14 protein-coding genes are annotated in these 18,139 nt (G+C 52.0%); 5 read left to right on the plus strand and 9 right to left on the minus strand.

The genetic code is table 11. From position 1 onward, the window contains the following. Positions 1–53 precede the first annotated feature (53 nt). The 5 genes from OGX92_RS20010 to aqpZ all read right to left on the minus strand — a co-directional run bounded on the left by OGX92_RS20010 (position 54) and on the right by aqpZ (position 6,499). A complete protein-coding gene (locus OGX92_RS20010; RefSeq protein ID WP_286586987.1) occupies positions 54–1,670 on the minus strand; it encodes an FAD-NAD(P)-binding protein in 1,617 nt (538 codons plus the stop codon). 178 nt (positions 1,671–1,848) lie between these two features. Then, positions 1,849–2,817, minus strand: a complete 969-nt coding sequence (gene hcr, locus OGX92_RS20015) for an NADH oxidoreductase (protein ID WP_003834299.1) — start codon at positions 2,815–2,817, stop codon at positions 1,849–1,851. A 10-nt stretch (positions 2,818–2,827) separates the two neighbouring features. Further along, a complete protein-coding gene (gene hcp, locus OGX92_RS20020; RefSeq protein ID WP_008785224.1) occupies positions 2,828–4,480 on the minus strand; it encodes a hydroxylamine reductase in 1,653 nt (550 codons plus the stop codon). 155 nt (positions 4,481–4,635) lie between these two features. Further along, positions 4,636–5,535, minus strand: a complete 900-nt coding sequence (locus OGX92_RS20025) for a LysO family transporter (protein ID WP_149335161.1) — start codon at positions 5,533–5,535, stop codon at positions 4,636–4,638. Positions 5,536–5,803: 268 nt separating this feature from the next. Beyond that, entirely contained in the window at positions 5,804–6,499 is a 696-nt protein-coding gene (gene aqpZ, locus OGX92_RS20030; protein WP_003834293.1) for an aquaporin Z, read from the minus strand. Positions 6,500–6,871: 372 nt separating this feature from the next. Between aqpZ and OGX92_RS20035 the strand changes: the two genes are divergently transcribed. Beyond that, a complete protein-coding gene (locus OGX92_RS20035; RefSeq protein ID WP_003834292.1) occupies positions 6,872–8,530 on the plus strand; it encodes an ATP-dependent endonuclease in 1,659 nt (552 codons plus the stop codon). On the opposite strand, the gene OGX92_RS20040 is transcribed toward OGX92_RS20035, so the two are convergent. Continuing rightward, on the minus strand, positions 8,527–9,477 hold the full coding sequence (locus OGX92_RS20040; protein WP_003834290.1) for a VirK/YbjX family protein: 951 nt from the start codon (positions 9,475–9,477) through the stop codon (positions 8,527–8,529). The two genes, OGX92_RS20035 and OGX92_RS20040, sit on opposite strands and share 4 nt — an antisense overlap. Positions 9,478–9,636: 159 nt before the next feature. On the opposite strand from OGX92_RS20040, the gene macA reads away from it, so the two are divergent. Further along, positions 9,637–10,752 carry a macrolide transporter subunit MacA gene (gene macA / locus OGX92_RS20045; RefSeq protein WP_148361767.1) on the plus strand — a complete coding sequence of 372 codons (1,116 nt, stop codon included), beginning with the start codon at positions 9,637–9,639 and terminating at the stop codon, positions 10,750–10,752. After that, on the plus strand, positions 10,749–12,695 hold the full coding sequence (gene macB / locus OGX92_RS20050) for a macrolide ABC transporter ATP-binding protein/permease MacB (RefSeq protein WP_003834285.1): 1,947 nt from the start codon (positions 10,749–10,751) through the stop codon (positions 12,693–12,695). The genes macA and macB overlap by 4 nt, the downstream gene beginning before the upstream one ends. A gap of 74 nt (positions 12,696–12,769) precedes the next feature. Here macB and cspD read toward each other — a convergent pair whose 3' ends face one another. After that, complete coding sequence (gene cspD / locus OGX92_RS20055; protein ID WP_003036813.1) at positions 12,770–12,994, minus strand: cold shock-like protein CspD; 225 nt, start codon at positions 12,992–12,994, stop codon at positions 12,770–12,772. A gap of 323 nt (positions 12,995–13,317) precedes the next feature. On the opposite strand from cspD, the gene clpS reads away from it, so the two are divergent. After that, the gene (gene clpS, locus OGX92_RS20060; protein ID WP_003036810.1) at positions 13,318–13,638 is read left to right on the plus strand and encodes an ATP-dependent Clp protease adapter ClpS; all 321 of its coding nucleotides are present in this window, start codon (positions 13,318–13,320) and stop codon (positions 13,636–13,638) included. Between the two features lie 30 nt (positions 13,639–13,668). Beyond that, a complete protein-coding gene (gene clpA, locus OGX92_RS20065) occupies positions 13,669–15,945 on the plus strand; it encodes an ATP-dependent Clp protease ATP-binding subunit ClpA (protein WP_003036804.1) in 2,277 nt (758 codons plus the stop codon). A gap of 268 nt (positions 15,946–16,213) precedes the next feature. On the opposite strand, the gene trhP is transcribed toward clpA, so the two are convergent. Both trhP and OGX92_RS20075 read right to left on the minus strand, forming a co-directional pair. Then, positions 16,214–17,575, minus strand: a complete 1,362-nt coding sequence (gene trhP / locus OGX92_RS20070; RefSeq protein ID WP_003834280.1) for a prephenate-dependent tRNA uridine(34) hydroxylase TrhP — start codon at positions 17,573–17,575, stop codon at positions 16,214–16,216. Positions 17,576–17,734: 159 nt separating this feature from the next. Then, complete coding sequence (locus OGX92_RS20075) at positions 17,735–18,067, minus strand: YegP family protein (RefSeq protein ID WP_003834279.1); 333 nt, start codon at positions 18,065–18,067, stop codon at positions 17,735–17,737. Between the last annotated feature and the right edge of the window lie 72 nt (positions 18,068–18,139).

The raw sequence follows: 18,139 nt of genomic DNA on the forward strand, positions 1-18,139 counted from the left end.
TATACCGAGGCGGGAAAGCGTAGCATTGCTCCGCCTCGTCGTTCAATCTGTCGCTAATCTATGTCGTCACTGTTCCATAGTTTGTGCCGACGTCTCAGCGCTCGCTGCGTCAATGCCCTTGCCATCGCGGTGCCTATTTCAGCGCTGACCACTAATCCCTGAATAAACGGACGATCGTGCATCAACCACGGCAGCCCGCCAAAAGCGATGCGATTGCGGGCGTTTTCCGGCGCTTGCAGCGTGTAATCTTCGCCGACATCCGGGATCTCATCGCCACAGGCCAGCAGTTGATCGCGTAGCGTTGGGAACGGGATATCTTTGCTCTGCAATGCCCGTTGTCCTCGGGCGTCAATAAACACATCAAATTCGCTGCGCTGACCGTGGTGGGAAATTACCGTCATTTCCTGTTCATTCATACGCTCATAATCTGTGCCAAGCGCGAGGATCTCAATCAGCCCGGCTTCGTGCAGCGCCAGTATTCGGCGAACTGACTCTGACGGGATTGCCGCATAGTTATCAATAAATACCCGCGCCAGTCCGCACCTGAAACGTTTTTCGTCGCGGGTATCAAGATGAGGGACTATCTCCTCGATAACCTCGTGCAGGCGCAGCAAGGTATAGCGCCAGGCGACGGTATGTTGTTTTTGCTTGTTGCGCTCAACTTCTACCAGGTTACGTCTCGCCCAGTCAAAAGGGTCATGTCTGAGCCTGTCGGCGAAATAGACTTCGGGGAACGTGTCGGCGTTAAGCGTCGCAAGCGCCACCTGTTGGCACCAGCCTGGCGCTGCGTCTTGCAGTTGTTGCGCCATAAGCTGAAAGATGCGGTCCAGTAATCCGTTTTGGCCATGGGCAATGGCATCTTCAATCGCTTCTGGCGTCGCGATATTCAGCGATTCATACGGAAGGGGGCAGTAAAAATCCGCTTCAGGCAGTACCCCGCTGCGCGACATCAGGGTCAGTTTCAGGTTTTGACTGTCGGATTTAGGTGTGAATTGCAGTGAATGGTCGGTATTGGTAGTGAAGGTGCCATGCTGACTGGCCACAGCCATCGCGGCGTCGATAGCACTTAACGAGGTGCCCAGAATCCCTACCCGGCAAGCACCAATCTGCGCGTCCATCAGACCGGTCCACGGACTGGGGAAAAATTTGCGTGCCTGAGCATCCGTTTCAGGCCACAGATGACCAGTGGCGATAGCGGCGAAATCCACCTCAACGGGCTGTGAAGCGTGGTTGATCCACAAAGAAACCCCATTCGGGGTCGCTTGCAGGTCGGTGACTTTGCTTGCTTCATGTACGCGAATCGTGAAGCCGGCTTGTTGCGCTTTATCGACAATGGCTAAGAAACGATCGCGATAATAGCCGCCGAGGATCACGCGGGGTAAAAATTTCCGCTCATGCAAAGAGGTGCGTTCAATCTGAAACTGGGCCAGATAGTCATCACTTTGATTTTGTAGCCACGTCAGATAGTTGATATAAATCGGTGGGATCTCAATGCTGGCTATATTTGCCAGCATGTGGTCTGCGTTGTTGTCGCTATTGTAAGGCATGCCAACGCCCGCCTCTTCAGCTTGCTCGTAAAGCTCTATTTCCAGCGGTTCACCGCGCTCAACCAGGGCATGAAACGTATAAATCCCGGTGGGACCGACGCCGACAATAGCCACTTTTTTCATGGGGATCCTTGTAGAAAGTTCGACGTGCTAGTCGGGGATTATGTTTAATCTGCGCAGGGTAAGTGTGGTCGATAATTTGCGGGGAGAGTGAAAACATCAGAATTTTGCAACGCCTGACAGCATAAAAAAGGCCACCCGGTACAGCCAGGCAGCCTTTTGCACATCAGATACCGGCCAATTACGCCAGCACTAAATCACCCTGCGGATGACAGGAACAAGCCAGCACATAACCTTCAGCGATTTCTGCGTCGGTCAGCGTCATGGTGCTGCTGACCGTGTAGTTACCGTCAACCACTTTGGTTTTGCAGCAGCCGCAAACGCCTGCACGGCATGCGGCGACAACCGGAACCTTGTTGCTTTCCAGCGCATCCAGCAGCGTACTGCCCACCGGCGCGTAGAACTCTTTCGCCGGCTGTAGCTTGGTAAACTTCAGACCGCTGGTGGCGGCTTCGGCAACAGGTGTGAAGAACTGCTCTTTAAAGAAGCGCGTCACGCCCAGCGCTTTGACTTCTTTCTCGACCAGATCCATATACGGTGCCGGGCCACAGGTCATCACGGTACGTGAGGTCAGATCCGGTACGCTTTTCAGCAGTTCAGTCGTCAGTCGGCCGGAAACAAAACCTTCTGTGGCATTGTTTTCAGCAACTAATGTCACCGGATATTCGCGCCACTCGTCGGCAAAAATGACATCTTGCGGCGAGCGAACGTTAAAGATTACCTGTACATCCGCTTGCGGGCGGTACTTTGCCAACCAGCGACGCATTGACATGATTGGCGTGACACCACAGCCGGCGGCCAGCATCAGGAACTTGTCTTCCGCTTTATCTTCACAGGTGAACTCACCCATTGCATCCGACAGCCAGATATAGTCGCCGCGCTTCACGTCGCGGGTTAGCCACTGTGAACCTGCGCCATCGTCAATCCGGCGGATGGTCAACGTGATGTACTCGCTAACGCCCGGCGTTGAAGAAATGGTGTAAGCACGCAGCGTATCCGCTGAATTACGTACGCTGACCAGTGCATACTGCCCGGCGCGGTAAGGATAATAATCGTGGCACAGCAACGAAATTGTCCATACATCCGGCGTTTCCTGATGGATGTGGTGAACCTGCATCCGCCATGGGCACTGATGAGTTGGCATTGTCATTCTTTACTCCTTACGCGCTCAGCAGTTGCTTCATGTCTTCTTCAACGGTGGTCACGGAACGCAGACCAAATTTCTCGTTTAGAACTGCCAGCAGATCCGGTGTGAAGAAACCAGGCGCAGTCGGGCCAGTGACGATGTTTTTCACGCCCAGAGACAGCAGGGTCAGCAGAATAACAATCGCTTTCTGTTCGAACCAGGAGAGCACCAGAGACAGCGGCAGATCGTTCACGCCACAGCCCAGTTTCTCAGCCAGGGTTACTGCCAGGATGATGGCAGAGTAAGCATCGTTACACTGACCAGCATCCACCAGACGCGGCAGACCTTCGATATCGCCGAACTCCAGTTTGTTGAAGCGGTATTTACCGCAAGCAAGGGTCAGGATCAGGCAGTCATCCGGCACGCTGGTGGCGAAGTCGGTGAAGTAGTTACGTTCACCACGTGCACCGTCACAACCGCCAACCAGGAAGATGTGACGCAGTTTTTCGCGGCTCACCAGGTCGATCAGGGTATCAGCAGCGCCCAGCAGGGTCTGACGACCGAAACCTACGGTGATCAGGTGCGGGATTTCGCTGTACGGGAAGCCAGCCATCTGCTGTGCCTGAGCGATAACCGGACCGAAGTTGTCGCCTTCGAGGTGGCTGACACCCGGCCAACCGACGATGCTACGGGTCCAGATACGGTCGTCGTACGCGCCAACGGTCGGGTCGATGATGCAGTTAGAGGTCATGACGATCGGACCTGGGAAGCGGGCAAACTCTACCTGCTGGTTCTGCCAACCGCTGCCGTAGTTACCGATCAGGTGCTTGAACTTACGCAGTTCCGGGTAGCCGTGTGCCGGCAGCATTTCACCGTGGGTATAAACGTTAACACCAGTACCTTCGGTCTGCTCCAGCAGGTTGTACAGATCTTTCAGGTCGTGACCGGAGATCAGGATGCACTTACCTTCGGTCGCTTTTACGTTGACCTGAGTCGGGGTTGGGTGACCGTATTTGGTGGTTTCACCGGCGTCCAGAATGCTCATCACTTTGAAGTTCATCTGGCCGATTTCCATTGAACACTCCAGCAGAGCGTTCATATCGGCAGGCCAGGTACCCAGCCATGCCATGATTTTGTGGTACTGAGCGTAGATTTCGTTGTCGTACTGACCGAGAACGTGTGCGTGCTCCATGTAAGCTGCCGCACCTTTCAGGCCGTACAGACACAGCAGACGCAGGCCGAGAATGTTCTCGCCGATGGCTGCTTTGTCTTTGTTCGGGGTAAATTCAGCGGCCTGACGTTGCAGGTCACCCAGATCGTCGCTGACCAGTTGCAGATCGGCCATCGGGTTGGTGACCGCTGCGTTCGCGTCGATGTTCAGGCATTGCGCTTTCAGGGCGTCGCGCATGGCGATAGCTTCACGGGCATAGCCAACAATACGCGGGGAATCGAAGTTAACGTTAGTCAGCGTGGAGAAGAACGCACGCGGCGCAAAGTTATCAACCTCATGGTCGATGATGCCGTATTCACGTGCTTTAACAGCCCATGCAGACAGACCTTGTAGGGAAGCAATCAGCAGATCCTGCAAATCGGAGGTTTCAGCCGTTTTACCGCACATACCCTGCGCGTAAGAGCAGCCGTTTCCTGCCGGAGTACGGATGGTTTGTTCACATTGCACACAAAACATGGTCACACCTTTTAAAGTTATATTTAATATACATGTTTAAGGTTATGCCTGAGCGCGAAGGGATAAAAGGGATTTCTGCTACTACTTGCAGGGAGATTGATTTAGCGCAATTTTGGCGGTAGCTGACTACCGCCAGAGAGGTATTTGTCCCGGCGTCAGGCGGAGAAAAACGCCATCAGCAGAGGCACTAACAGACTCAGAATAAAGCCGTGGACGATGGCTGCCGGGACCATTTCCAGACCGCCGCTGCGTTGTAAAACGGGCAGGGTGAAATCCATTGATGTTGCGCCGCATAATCCCAGCGCGGTAGAGCGGCTGCGGCCCACCATTCCTGGAATCAACATAATGGCGATTAGCTCACGGGCCAGGTCGTTAAAGAAGGCGGCACTACCAATTACGGGCCCGAATGATTCGGTTAACAGAATACCGGATAGGGAATACCAGCCAAAACCTGATGCCATCGCCAGCGCGGTTTTCAGCGGTAGACCGAGGATCAAGGCATTGATAACCCCCGCCAGCATCGAACTGGCGACGACGACGACGGCCACGATCATCCCCCGACGGTTCAGCACAATTTGCTTTAAGGTCATGCCGCTGTTGCGTAGTTGAATCCCCACCAGGAACAGTAAAAAGATTAACGTATATTCGCTGGCTTCGGTGGCATGCTGCAGAATGGGAAGCCCAGTGAGGCCGAGCAGGAAACCGACGACGACGACGCCGCAAAGCTGAAGCGACTCAAGCGCCATTGCAATTCGCGAGGGGAGCTTTTCTTGCTTGTGGTTGTGTCTCCAGGGCAGCGAACGCTCCAGCCAGAACAGCGCCGCAATATTACATAGCATAATGACTGTCACGCTGACCGCAGAATAATGAAGAATGGCTAACAGGTTGCTGGCGAGATTATCCAGAAACGCCAGGCTAATACCCATAAAAAAGAGAATAAGGTAGACGATCCAGCTTAACAGGCGATTGATAAGTTGTAATGCAGTCCTGTGCCGGAGCGGAATAAGGTAGCCCACAATAAGGGGAACCAGAATGATTAACAGCCCTGAAAACATGAAAATCAGATCCTTGCTGAGAAGTAAGACGAAATGCGTCACTATAACCTAAATAATTCAAGTTGCAGGAAGGCGGCAAGGGAGTGAATCCCCGGGAGCGTACATAAGTACGTGACTGGGGGGAGCGAGCGCAGTCAACACATCTGCAACTTGAAGTATAACGGGTATACACACTACTCAATGCAAAGAGGGGAGTAAAGTTGCAAATAAAAGGAAATATAGCGTGGAGAAAAAAGACCTGACAATAGTCAGGTCTTTTTGTTAGCGATTAATCGCGTTTTTCCAGCAGAGTGCGGTAAATAAGACCGCCGAGTACCCCACCGATGATCGGCATAACCCAGAAGAACCACAATTGTTGCAGTGCCCAACCGCCCTGGAAGATGGCGACTGCGGTACTACGTGCCGGGTTTACAGAAGTGTTGGTGACCGGAATACTGATCAAGTGAATCAGTGTTAACGCCAGACCAATTGCGATAGGTGCAAAACCTGCCGGAGCATGTTTATCGGTCGCGCCGTGGATCACTAATAAGAAACCTGCGGTCAGAATAATTTCAATGACGACGGCAGAAAGCATGGAATAACCGCCTGGTGAATGTTCACCAAAGCCGTTCGAAGCAAAACCACTGGCCGTTGCATCAAAACCTGCTTTACCGCTGGCAATAAGATACAGTGCCGCAGCTGCAACAATACCGCCCACAACCTGAGCAATAACGTAACCAATAACGTCTTTTGCCGGGAAGCGACCGCCAGCCCATAAACCGAAGGTTACCGCTGGGTTAAAGTGTCCACCGGAAATATGTCCTACGGCGAAAGCCATAGTCAGTACCGTCAGACCAAACGCCAGGGCCACACCGGCAAATCCAATACCCAACTCCGGGAATGCTGCGGCCAGTATTGCGCTACCGCACCCGCCAAAGACGAGCCAAAACGTACCGAAGAATTCAGCTGCTAATTTCCTGAACATAACCACCTCAATTAAAAGTTCCGGGTTCGAGTTCCTTGCCCGGTAATTCATCGCTAAAAAGGGACGATGATGAAAGAGCGGGTATTTTAGAAAAAAACATCATCCCTTCGCCAGTTAAATTGATGAAAAAATTTGATTTAAGGCAATATGTTGTTATTCCTTTATGAATATTGGATGAATGAAGCATAGTTCAATTAGGAAAAGGTGATGATTGAGTTCTGAAATAATATTCCGAGGAAAACATAAGAAGAATATTCTTATATTTTTCAATTTCTGCTACTAACCTCCTGATCATACCGGGTGTCCTGAGCGCCCGCTTGCCGTTATACTCCTGATAACTTGAAGGAAAAAGTTAGCATTTCCGGAGGCTATATGATTCTCGAACGCGTTGAGATTGTTGGATTTCGTGGTATTAACCGTCTGTCGTTGATGCTGGAGCAGAGCAACGTGCTGATTGGGGAGAACGCGTGGGGTAAATCCAGTCTGCTGGATGCCTTGACTCTGCTGCTGTCGCCGGAGTCAGACCTGTATCATTTTGTCCGCGAGGATTTCTGGTTCCCGCCGGGTGATATACAGGGCCGGGAACACCACCTGCACATTATCCTGACGTTTCGTGAATCCCAACCAGGTCGTCACCGGGTGCGTCGCTATCGTCCTCTGGAAGCCAGCTGGACGCCGTGCCAGGATGGCTATCACCGCATTTTTTATCGCCTGGAAGGCGAGTGTGCGGATGACGGTAGCGTTCTGACCTTGCGCAGTTTTCTTGACGGCGACGGCCATCCATTACCTCTCGATGACATTAACGATCAGGCGCGACACCTCGTGCGCCTGATGCCAGTACTGCGTCTGCGTGACGCGCGATTTATGCGACGGATCCGCAACGGTACGGTGCCAGATTCGGCGGATGTCGAAGTCACCGCCCGCCAACTGGATTTTCTGGCGCGTGAGCTGGCTACCCGGCCGCAAAACCTGACAGACGGGCAGATCCGTCAGGGTTTATCGGCCATGGTACAGCTGTTGGAGCACTATTTTTCCGAGCAGGGGGCTGGCCAGTCCCGCTACCGTCTGATGCGCCGTCGCTCCAATAACGAACAACGGAGCTGGCGCTATCTGGACATTATTAACCGCATGATTGATAAACCCGGCGGACGTACGCACCGGGTTATTCTGTTGGGCCTGTTTTCGACCTTGTTGCAGGCCAAAGGCACGCTAAGGCTGGATAAAGACGCCCGACCTTTATTGCTGGTGGAAGATCCAGAAACGCGTTTACATCCCATCATGCTGTCGGTGGCCTGGCACTTGTTGAATTTACTGCCTCTGCAGCGAGTGGCGACCACCAACTCCGGTGAGCTGCTGTCCCTTACGCCTGTTGAACATGTTGTTCGTCTGGTACGTGAATCATCCCGCGTCGCTGCCTGGCGGCTGGGGCCGGGTGGGATCAGTGCAGAAGATGGTCGGCGAATCGCATTTCATATTCGTTTTAATCGTGCGTCATCGTTGTTTGCCCGCTGCTGGTTGCTGGTAGAAGGTGAAACGGAAACCTGGGTGATTAACGAACTGGCCCGCCAGTGCGGACACCACTTTGATGCGGAAGGGATTAAAGTCATTGAATTTGCCCAGTCAGGTCTTAAGCCGCTGGTTAAATTCGCCCGCCGGATGGGAATAGAGTGGCATGTGCTGGTCGATGGAGATGAAGCCGGGAAAAAGTACGCGGCCACGGTACGTAGCTTATTGAATGACGACAGAGAGGAAGAGCGCGAGCATTTGACCATGCTCCCCGCGCTGGATATGGAACACTTTATGTATCGCCAGGGGTTTGCTGACGTCTTTCACCGGGTGGCGCAAATTCCGGAGAACGTGCCTATGAATATGCGCAAAATAATCTCCAAGGCGATTCATCGGTCGTCAAAACCGGATCTGGCGATCGAGGTGGCGATGGAAGCCGGGCGGCGGGGCGTTGATGCGGTGCCAACGCTGCTGCGAAAAATGTTTTCCCGCGTGCTGTGGCTGGCACGCGGCAGAGCGGATTAGTGGCGAAACATCGACGACAGCTGCGAATGGATGCTGTCCAGTAGCTGATAGCGGCGGCGGTATTCTGCGCGTTTTTTGCTCGCAATATCCGCCTCGCTTTTTCGCGCCAGCGTGCGCGGAATATGATAGTACCCGTTGCTGTCGCACTCACCGCCAACTGACTCCCAAAAAGTGTTGTAGTCGGAAAGGATTACCTTGTTTTTATCGTCGTAGCGCGGGCTGCGAAAAATATGCTGTTCATTGCTTACAGCCAGAATTTGTTCGATATTTAATTGTTCCGCAAAACAGCAAATGGCTTCCATCACAATACGTTTTGGGAAAATCCCATGGCATGATTTGGTCGCTTTTTGAATTTCTTCATGTGGCAGTAATCGGCTGCCTCCCTGTAACCCGCCAATAAACAGTGTACTGCTCCCTTCATAATTGCACAGCGTAAACGTCATTTCCGCTAAAGTCTCGCCAGTGCAATTGCGTACCAGAATGGTGCTTTCACCTTCTTTATCCAGTATGATGAATGAAGTCATTATTACGCTAAATACTTCGCTATTTTTTCCCTCAATTTGCGCTAGTTGTAATCCATCTTCACTTAAATAATTCTTAAATTCAGTGGCTGAAAAAAAGCTACGGATAGCATTGTAATGATAACGCACGGCATCCAGTTTCGTTTTGTGGTCAAGATTTTTCGCGAGATAGGCGCGATGCAAACGAACCGGCAATCGTGGCTGGCGTGCAAGTATGCTATCAAGGTCAGGCCATTGCGCCAACTCGGTCATCCATTCACGCGTTAATCGCGGCATAAGCGCTGAGCGCAACAAAAACTTACGACGAAAGCTACGCTGATGCCAAAATTGTCCGGGGCGCCAATGTCCGGTCATCAGGCTACAAAAGAGGCTAAAACTTGTAACTGGTTTTGAAGAATGAAAAGTGCTTTCAGTTAGCTGGCTCATAATATAAATCCGATTGATACCCTTGTACTAATTTCAGCACAGCGGATCTTAACCATTCATCAATAACTCTGTTATTCTTGCGCTTTTCAACGGCGATTTATTTAACGTTGATGTTTAGCACTCCACTCTGGTGGACGTATTGGGGGAATTGGGACATTTATGAAGCTCAAGGGAAAAATCAAAAAACGCTATTTTCTGTTCGCCATCATCCTTATTGTGGCGGTAATTGCACTTTGGCGAACGCTTAATGCGCCTTTACCTCAGTATCAAACATTAATTGTTCGTCCTGGCGATCTGCAGCAAAGCGTGTTGGCTACCGGTAAGCTGGATGCGCTGCGTAAAGTTGACGTCGGGGCGCAGGTCAGCGGGCAGTTAAAAACGCTGTCGGTTGCGATTGGCGATAAAGTAAAAAAGGATCAGTTGCTCGGCGTTATCGATCCTGAACAGGCGCAAAACCAAATTAAAGAGGTTGAAGCAACGCTGATGGAATTGCGCGCCCAGCGTTTACAAGCCGAAGCTGAGTGGAAGCTGGCGCGGGTTACTCTTTCCCGCCAACAACAGCTGGCGAAAACCCAGGCTGTTTCACAGCAGGATCTCGACACGGCGGCCACCGAAATGGCGGTCAAACAGGCGCAAATTGGCACAATTGACGCGCAAATTAAACGTAATCAGGCCTCACTCGATACGGCAAAAACCAACCTTGATTACACCCGCATCGTTGCGCCAATGGCTGGCGAAGTAACGCAAATTACTACGCTGCAAGGGCAAACCGTTATTGCCGCCCAGCAGGCCCCTAATATTCTGACGCTGGCGGATATGAGCACCATGCTGGTAAAAGCGCAGGTTTCTGAGGCTGATGTAATTCACCTGCATCCAGGGCAAAAGGCCTGGTTTACCGTGCTGGGCGATCCGCAAACACGCTATGAAGGTAAACTCAAAGATGTTCTTCCGACGCCAGAGAAAGTGAATGATGCGATTTTCTACTATGCCCGCTTCGAAGTTCCAAACCCGAAAGGGATCCTGCGTCTGGATATGACCGCGCAGGTCCATATCCAGCTCACGGATGTCAAAAATGTCCTGACCATCCCGCTGTCGGCGCTGGGCGATCCTATTGGCAATAATCGTTATAACGTCAGGCTGCTGCGTAACGGCGAAACCCGCGAACGTGAAGTGGTTATCGGCGCGCGTAATGACACCGATGTGGAGATCGTGAAAGGGCTGGAAGAGGGGGATGAAGTCATTACCGGTGAGGGCAACGCTGGAGCTGCAAAATGACAGCATTGCTTGAGCTGAGCCATATCCGCCGCAGCTATCCGTCAGGTGAAGGCCAGGTTGAGGTGTTGAAGGACGTATCCTTGAGCATTCAGGCCGGGGAAATGGTGGCGATTGTCGGGGCGTCGGGTTCGGGTAAATCGACGCTGATGAACATTCTCGGCTGTCTGGATAAGCCAACCAGCGGTACGTATCGCGTTGCCGGACGCGATGTCTCTACGCTGGATAGCGATGCGTTAGCGCAACTCCGTCGTGAGCATTTTGGTTTTATCTTCCAGCGCTATCACCTGCTGTCGCATTTAACCGCCGCACAAAACGTTGAGGTACCCGCGGTCTACGCTGGCACTGAACGTAAGCAGCGCCTGGCGCGTGCGCAGGAATTACTCCAGCGGCTGGGGTTGGGTGACCGGGTTGACTATCAACCTTCCCAGCTTTCCGGTGGTCAGCAGCAGCGGGTCAGTATCGCGCGTGCGCTGATGAACGGGGGGCAGGTTATTCTTGCCGACGAACCCACCGGTGCACTGGATAGCCATTCCGGCGAAGAGGTGATGGCGATTTTGCATCAGCTGCGCGATCGCGGGCATACGGTAATTATCGTTACTCACGACAGCCAGGTCGCCGCGCAGGCCGAACGGGTCATTGAAATTCGTGACGGCGAGATTGTGCGCAATCCACCGCCACAGAAACCCTCTGGCGGACGCGATATCGCGGAGCCAACGGTGAAAACGGCATCCGGCTGGAGCCAATTTGTCAGCGGTTTTCGTGAAGCGCTTACCATGGCCTGGCTGGCAATGGCCGCGAATAAAATGCGAACGCTACTGACCATGCTTGGGATCATCATCGGTATTGCTTCGGTGGTGTCGATCGTGGTGGTAGGCGATGCGGCTAAACAACTGGTACTGGCAGATATTCGCGCTATTGGTACTAACACCATTGATATCTATCCTGGCAAAGACTTCGGCGACGACGATCCGCAATATCAACAGGCGTTGAGGTATGACGATTTGACGGCGCTACAGAAGCAGCCCTGGGTCAGTTCAGTAACGCCTGCAGTGTCGAAGAACCTGCGGTTACGCTATGGCAACATCGATGTTGCTGCCAGTGCTAATGGCGTTAGCGGCGACTATTTCAACGTCTACGGCATGACATTTAGCGAAGGGACCACCTTTAACGCCGAGCAACTGGCGGGGCGTGCTCAGGTGGTGGTGCTCGACAGCAATACCCGTCGTCAGTTGTTCCCCAACAAAGCGAAAGTTGTTGGCGAGGTCGTGCTGGTGGGGAATATGCCTGCCACGGTGATTGGTGTTGCAGAAGAGAAACAGTCGATGTTTGGCAGTAGCAAGATCCTGCGTGTCTGGCTGCCTTACAGCACTATGTCCGGGCGCATAATGGGACAGTCGTGGCTGAACTCGATCACCGTGCGGGTGAAGGATGGTTTTGACAGTGCCCAGGCCGAACAGCAACTGACCCGACTGTTGACGTTGCGCCACGGTAAGAAGGATTTCTTCACCTGGAATATGGACGGTATCTTGAAAACCGCCGAAAAGACCACACGTACATTACAACTCTTCCTGACGCTGGTGGCGGTGATTTCGCTGGTGGTCGGTGGGATTGGCGTGATGAATATTATGCTGGTTTCGGTAACCGAACGAACGCGTGAGATTGGCATTCGTATGGCGGTTGGCGCTCGCGCCAGTGACGTGCTGCAACAGTTCTTAATTGAAGCAGTGTTGGTGTGTCTGGTTGGCGGCGCGTTGGGCATTAGCCTGTCGATGCTGATCGCCTTTACGCTACAGCTATTTCTGCCGGGCTGGGAAATTGGATTTTCACCCGTCGCGCTGTTGACGGCTTTCCTGTGTTCGACTGCAACCGGGGTGTTGTTTGGCTGGCTACCGGCGCGGAATGCGGCACGTCTGGATCCGGTAGATGCTCTGGCGCGGGAATAATGCCACAGAGATAAAAATGCCAGCCGCAAGGGCTGGCATTTTGACTGCGGGATGTACACAATGAGACAGAAGAGCTATGCGACAGCTTCTGCTTCAATGACAGGCACGATGACACTGGCATGATTGCCTTTTGGCCCCTGGTGGACATCAAACTGGACAGACTGTCCGGCTTTTAGCGTTCTGTAACCATCCATCTGAATGGTGGAGTAATGGGCGAAAATATCTTCGCCGCCGCCTTCGGGGCAAATGAAACCAAACCCTTTGGCGTTGTTGAACCACTTAACAGTACCCGTTTCCATACTTCGACATCCTTCGTAAATCTTATATAAGTAAGATGGAATGAACCGGTGGCGGAGTGGGGGCTGTTCAAAACCTCGCCAACTCTCGAAACTACAATTTAGAGAAATCAGGCGGGGCGTCAAGCGCCATACAGACGGAATAGGGTAAAAATGCATCAAAATTTGAAGCAGTTAACGCTATTGTCGGTTATGTGACAGATGTCGCGGATGGCACTAATAGATGATAGTTATCTAATACTTGAGGTAGATTGATTGTGCGCATAGGCTGCTTGTCAGCGGCAAGATTTTCTGCCGGAAACCGTAACTGAAGATGACGACTGACAATGGGTAAGACGAACGACTGGCTGGATTTCGATCTGCTGGCGGAAGACAAATTGCGCGACGCGCTAAAACCGCCATCTATGTATAAAGTGATATTAGTCAATGATGATTACACTCCGATGGAGTTTGTTATTGACGTGTTACAAAAATTCTTTTCTTATGATGTAGAACGTGCAACGCAACTGATGCTTGCAGTTCACTATCAAGGCAAAGCTATCTGCGGTGTGTTCACTGCCGAAGTGGCTGAAACCAAAGTAGCGATGGTGAACAAATATGCGAGGGAGAACGAGCATCCGTTGCTGTGTACGCTGGAAAAAGCCTGAATGCAGGCATAAACATTGGGGGAGGTGCCTATGCTCAATCAAGAACTGGAACTCAGTTTAAACATGGCTTTCGCCAGAGCGCGCGAGCACCGACATGAGTTTATGACCGTCGAGCACTTGTTACTGGCGTTGCTCAGTAACCCATCGGCCCGCGAAGCGCTGGAAGCGTGTTCTGTGGATCTGGTGGCGCTCCGTCAGGAACTCGAAGCCTTCATTGAACAGACCACACCTGTATTGCCTGCCAGTGAGGAAGAGCGCGACACGCAGCCAACGTTGAGTTTTCAGCGTGTACTGCAACGCGCGGTCTTTCATGTTCAGTCCTCCGGGCGCAATGAAGTTACCGGCGCAAATGTGCTGGTCGCTATCTTCAGCGAGCAGGAATCTCAGGCGGCTTATCTGCTGCGTAAGCATGAAGTAAGTCGTCTTGATGTGGTGAATTTTATTTCTCATGGCACGCGCAAAGACGAACCCAGCCAGTCTTCTGACTCTGGGAATCAGCCAAATAACGAAGAGCAAGCTGGCGGGGAGGACCGTATGGAAAACTTCACGACTAACCTTAACCAGCTTGCCCGAGTGGGCGGAATTGATCCGCTCATTGGCCGGGACAAAGAGCTGGAGCGCGCCATTCAGGTACTGTGCCGTCGCAGAAAAAACAACCCGCTGCTGGTGGGAGAGTCTGGTGTCGGTAAAACCGCCATTGCCGAAGGTCTCGCCTGGCGTATCGTCCAGGGTGATGTGCCTGAAATTATGGCTGATTGTACTCTTTACTCCCTGGATATCGGCTCGCTGCTGGCAGGCACCAAATATCGCGGTGATTTTGAAAAACGCTTTAAGGCGCTGTTGAAACAGCTGGAACAGGATACTAACAGCATTCTGTTTATCGATGAGATCCACACCATTATCGGTGCGGGTGCGGCATCGGGCGGCCAGGTGGATGCGGCTAACCTTATCAAGCCGTTGCTCTCCAGCGGGAAGATTCGTGTGATAGGGTCCACAACCTATCAGGAATTCAGCAATATCTTTGAAAAAGATCGTGCGTTAGCGCGTCGTTTCCAGAAAATCGATGTCACTGAGCCATCGGTAGAAGAGACCGTGCAGATCATCAACGGTCTGAAGCCGAAATACGAAGCGCACCATGACGTCCGCTATACCGCCAAAGCGGTGCGTGCAGCGGTCGAACTGGCGGTGAAATACATTAACGATCGTCATCTGCCGGATAAAGCGATTGACGTGATTGATGAGGCGGGCGCGCGTGCGCGTCTGATGCCGGTCAGCAAGCGCAAGAAAACCGTCAACGTGGCGGATATCGAGTCCGTTGTGGCCCGCATTGCGCGGATCCCGGAGAAGAGCGTTTCGCAGAGCGATCGCGACACGCTGAAAAACCTGGGCAACCGTCTGAAAATGCTGGTATTCGGACAGGATAAAGCCATTGAGGCGCTGACTGAAGCGATCAAAATGAGCCGTGCCGGTCTGGGACACGAGCATAAACCGGTCGGTTCGTTCCTGTTTGCCGGACCAACTGGCGTCGGTAAGACCGAAGTCACGGTGCAGTTGTCCAAAGCACTCGGCATTGAACTGCTGCGTTTTGATATGTCCGAATATATGGAACGCCACACCGTCAGCCGCCTGATTGGTGCGCCTCCGGGGTATGTCGGTTTCGACCAGGGCGGTTTGCTGACCGATGCTGTTATTAAGCATCCGCATGCGGTACTGCTGCTGGATGAAATCGAAAAAGCACACCCGGATGTCTTTAACCTGCTGTTGCAGGTGATGGATAACGGCACGCTGACCGACAATAACGGGCGTAAAGCGGATTTCCGCAATGTGGTGCTGGTCATGACCACCAACGCCGGTGTGCGTGAAACTGAGCGTAAATCGATTGGGTTGATTCATCAGGACAATAGTACTGATGCAATGGGCGAAATCAAAAAAGTGTTTACGCCGGAATTCCGTAACCGCCTCGACAACATTATCTGGTTTGATCATCTCTCTACCGAGGTGATTCATCAGGTTGTTGATAAGTTTATCGTCGAGCTTCAGGTTCAGCTGGATCAGAAAGGTGTCTCTCTGGAAGTGAGCCAGGAAGCACGTGACTGGCTGGCAGAGAAAGGCTACGACCGCGCAATGGGCGCACGTCCAATGACGCGTGTTGTCCAGGATAACCTGAAAAAACCATTGGCTAACGAACTGCTGTTCGGTTCGCTGGTGGATGGTGGCCAGGTGACCGTTGCGCTGGATAAAGAGAAAAATGAGCTGACTTATGGTTTCCAGAGTGCGCAAAAGCACAAGCCAGAAGCTGCACATTAATCTTTAATCACCTAATCAGCCGGGCGTAATGCCCGGTTTTTTTTCGCCTGATAAAAGTGATTTGAATTGGGATATTCAGGGAGTTTAAACGGCAGGCAAAAAATAAGCCTGCGTAAGGGAGATTACGCAGGCTAAGGAGGTGGTTCCTGGTACAGCTAGCATTTATGGGTTATGTTTTTCAGCGGAGGGGATAATACCCTTAATGAACGAAACGGTATGTGATCGATTTCTAAGAATCTTCCGAACGCTGAAAAATAACCGTAATTAACTACTTAGCATGCGGGTCGCGCGTGGACTCACCGGTAAAATTACGCATCAACAATGCATAATTCAGATCGATATCCTCCGGTACAGGCATCCACACGGTGTAACCATCGCCCGGCGCAACCGGCATCGCTTCGCCTTTCGCGTTTTCCATCTGTTCGAGAGTAAAGTTGATGTTGCCCTGTGGGGTCATCAGCTCCAGGCTGTCGCCGACGGTGAATTTGTTTTTCACCAGTACGGCTGCCAGTTCACCTTTACGTTCGCCGGTGAATTCGCCGACAAACTGCTGACGCTCGGAAACAGAGAAACCGTATTCGTAGTTCTGATAGTCGTCATGTGTATGGCGGCGCAGGAACCCTTCGGTGTAACCACGATGTGCCAGACCTTCCAGCGTTTCCAGCAGTTGCGGGTCGAACGGTTTACCGGCTGCGGCATCATCAATGGCTTTACGATAGACCTGCGCGGTACGTGCACAGTAATAGTATGACTTGGTGCGGCCTTCGATCTTCAGGGAATGCACACCCATCTGCGTCAGACGTTCAACGTGGGCAATGGCACGCAAATCCTTCGAATTCATGATGTAAGTGCCATGTTCGTCTTCGAACGCGGTCATATACTCACCCGGACGCTGGGCTTCTTCAATCATAAAGACTTTGTCTGTCGGTGCGCCGATACCCAGCGTAGGCTCAACGTTTTGTACCGGGATAGGCTCGTATTTATGTACGATATTGCCCACCACGTCTTCTTTGCCTTCCTGCACGTTGTATTCCCAGCGGCAGGCATTGGTGCAGGTACCCTGGTTAGGGTCACGTTTGTTGATATAGCCAGAAAGCAGGCAACGGCCGGAGTAGGCCATACACAGCGCACCGTGAACGAAGATCTCAAGCTCCATATCCGGCACCTGGGTGCGGATCTCTTCGATTTCTTCCAGCGACAGCTCGCGGGAGAGGATCACGCGGGTCAGCCCCATCTGCTTCCAGAATTTCACCGTCGCCCAGTTTACGGCGTTAGCCTGTACTGAAAGGTGAATGTCCATGTCAGGGAAGTTTTCGCGCACCAGCATAATCAGACCAGGGTCTGACATGATCAGTGCATCCGGCCCCATTTCCACCACCGGTTTCAGATCACGAATGAAGGTCTTCAGCTTGGCATTGTGTGGGGCAATGTTAACCACCACATAGAATTTTTTACCCAGTTCATGAGCTTCATTAATGCCGAGCTGCAGGTTTTCGTGGTTGAATTCGTTGTTGCGTACGCGCAGTGAGTAACGCGGTTGGCCCGCATACACAGCGTCTGCGCCATAGGCGAAAGCGTAACGCATGTTTTTCAGCGTTCCCGCCGGGGAAAGGAGTTCCGGTTTAAACATAATTTTCTCGTTCTGATGACAGGTCAGACTCGCCTCACTCAATGAGGCGGTTAGGGGAGTGCCCCCATATTAAGGGCGGGCATTGTAGCGCTGCGAGGAAGTCAGGTAAAGAAAAACGCCGGGCGACAGCGTTGCGTTACCCGGCTGAGCGAGTAATTATCAGGTCTTATCTTTTATCGTCTGACTGGCACCATTGGTCTTAACTGAAGCAATACCGGTCTCGCGTGACTGTTCATTCGCATACAGTTGACTGCTACCAATAATCTGGTGGTTTGCAGCTTTCAGGTTGAAATGTAATTTGCCATTAGCCGCTGTTTTTTTCTCATAACGCTCATCCAGAGGGCTGTTAGCCTGGACAGATGCGATCCCTTTTTCTGCAGCGCCTTTTGTAGTGTAAAGCTCACTGGTAAGGATTATTTCCCCGTTCCCAGCTTTAAGAACAAAGCGGTACTGATCATCGCTACTCTTACTTAATTCAAACCAACCAGCCATATGAACTCCTTGATTAAAAGTTTTATATCAAACAGTTATTGACGACAGTATTGTCAGAAACAGTATGAGCGA

Origin of the sequence: Citrobacter sp. Cpo089 (assembly GCF_030332695.1) — a bacterium.
Taxonomy (GTDB): Bacteria; Pseudomonadota; Gammaproteobacteria; order Enterobacterales; family Enterobacteriaceae; genus Citrobacter; species Citrobacter portucalensis.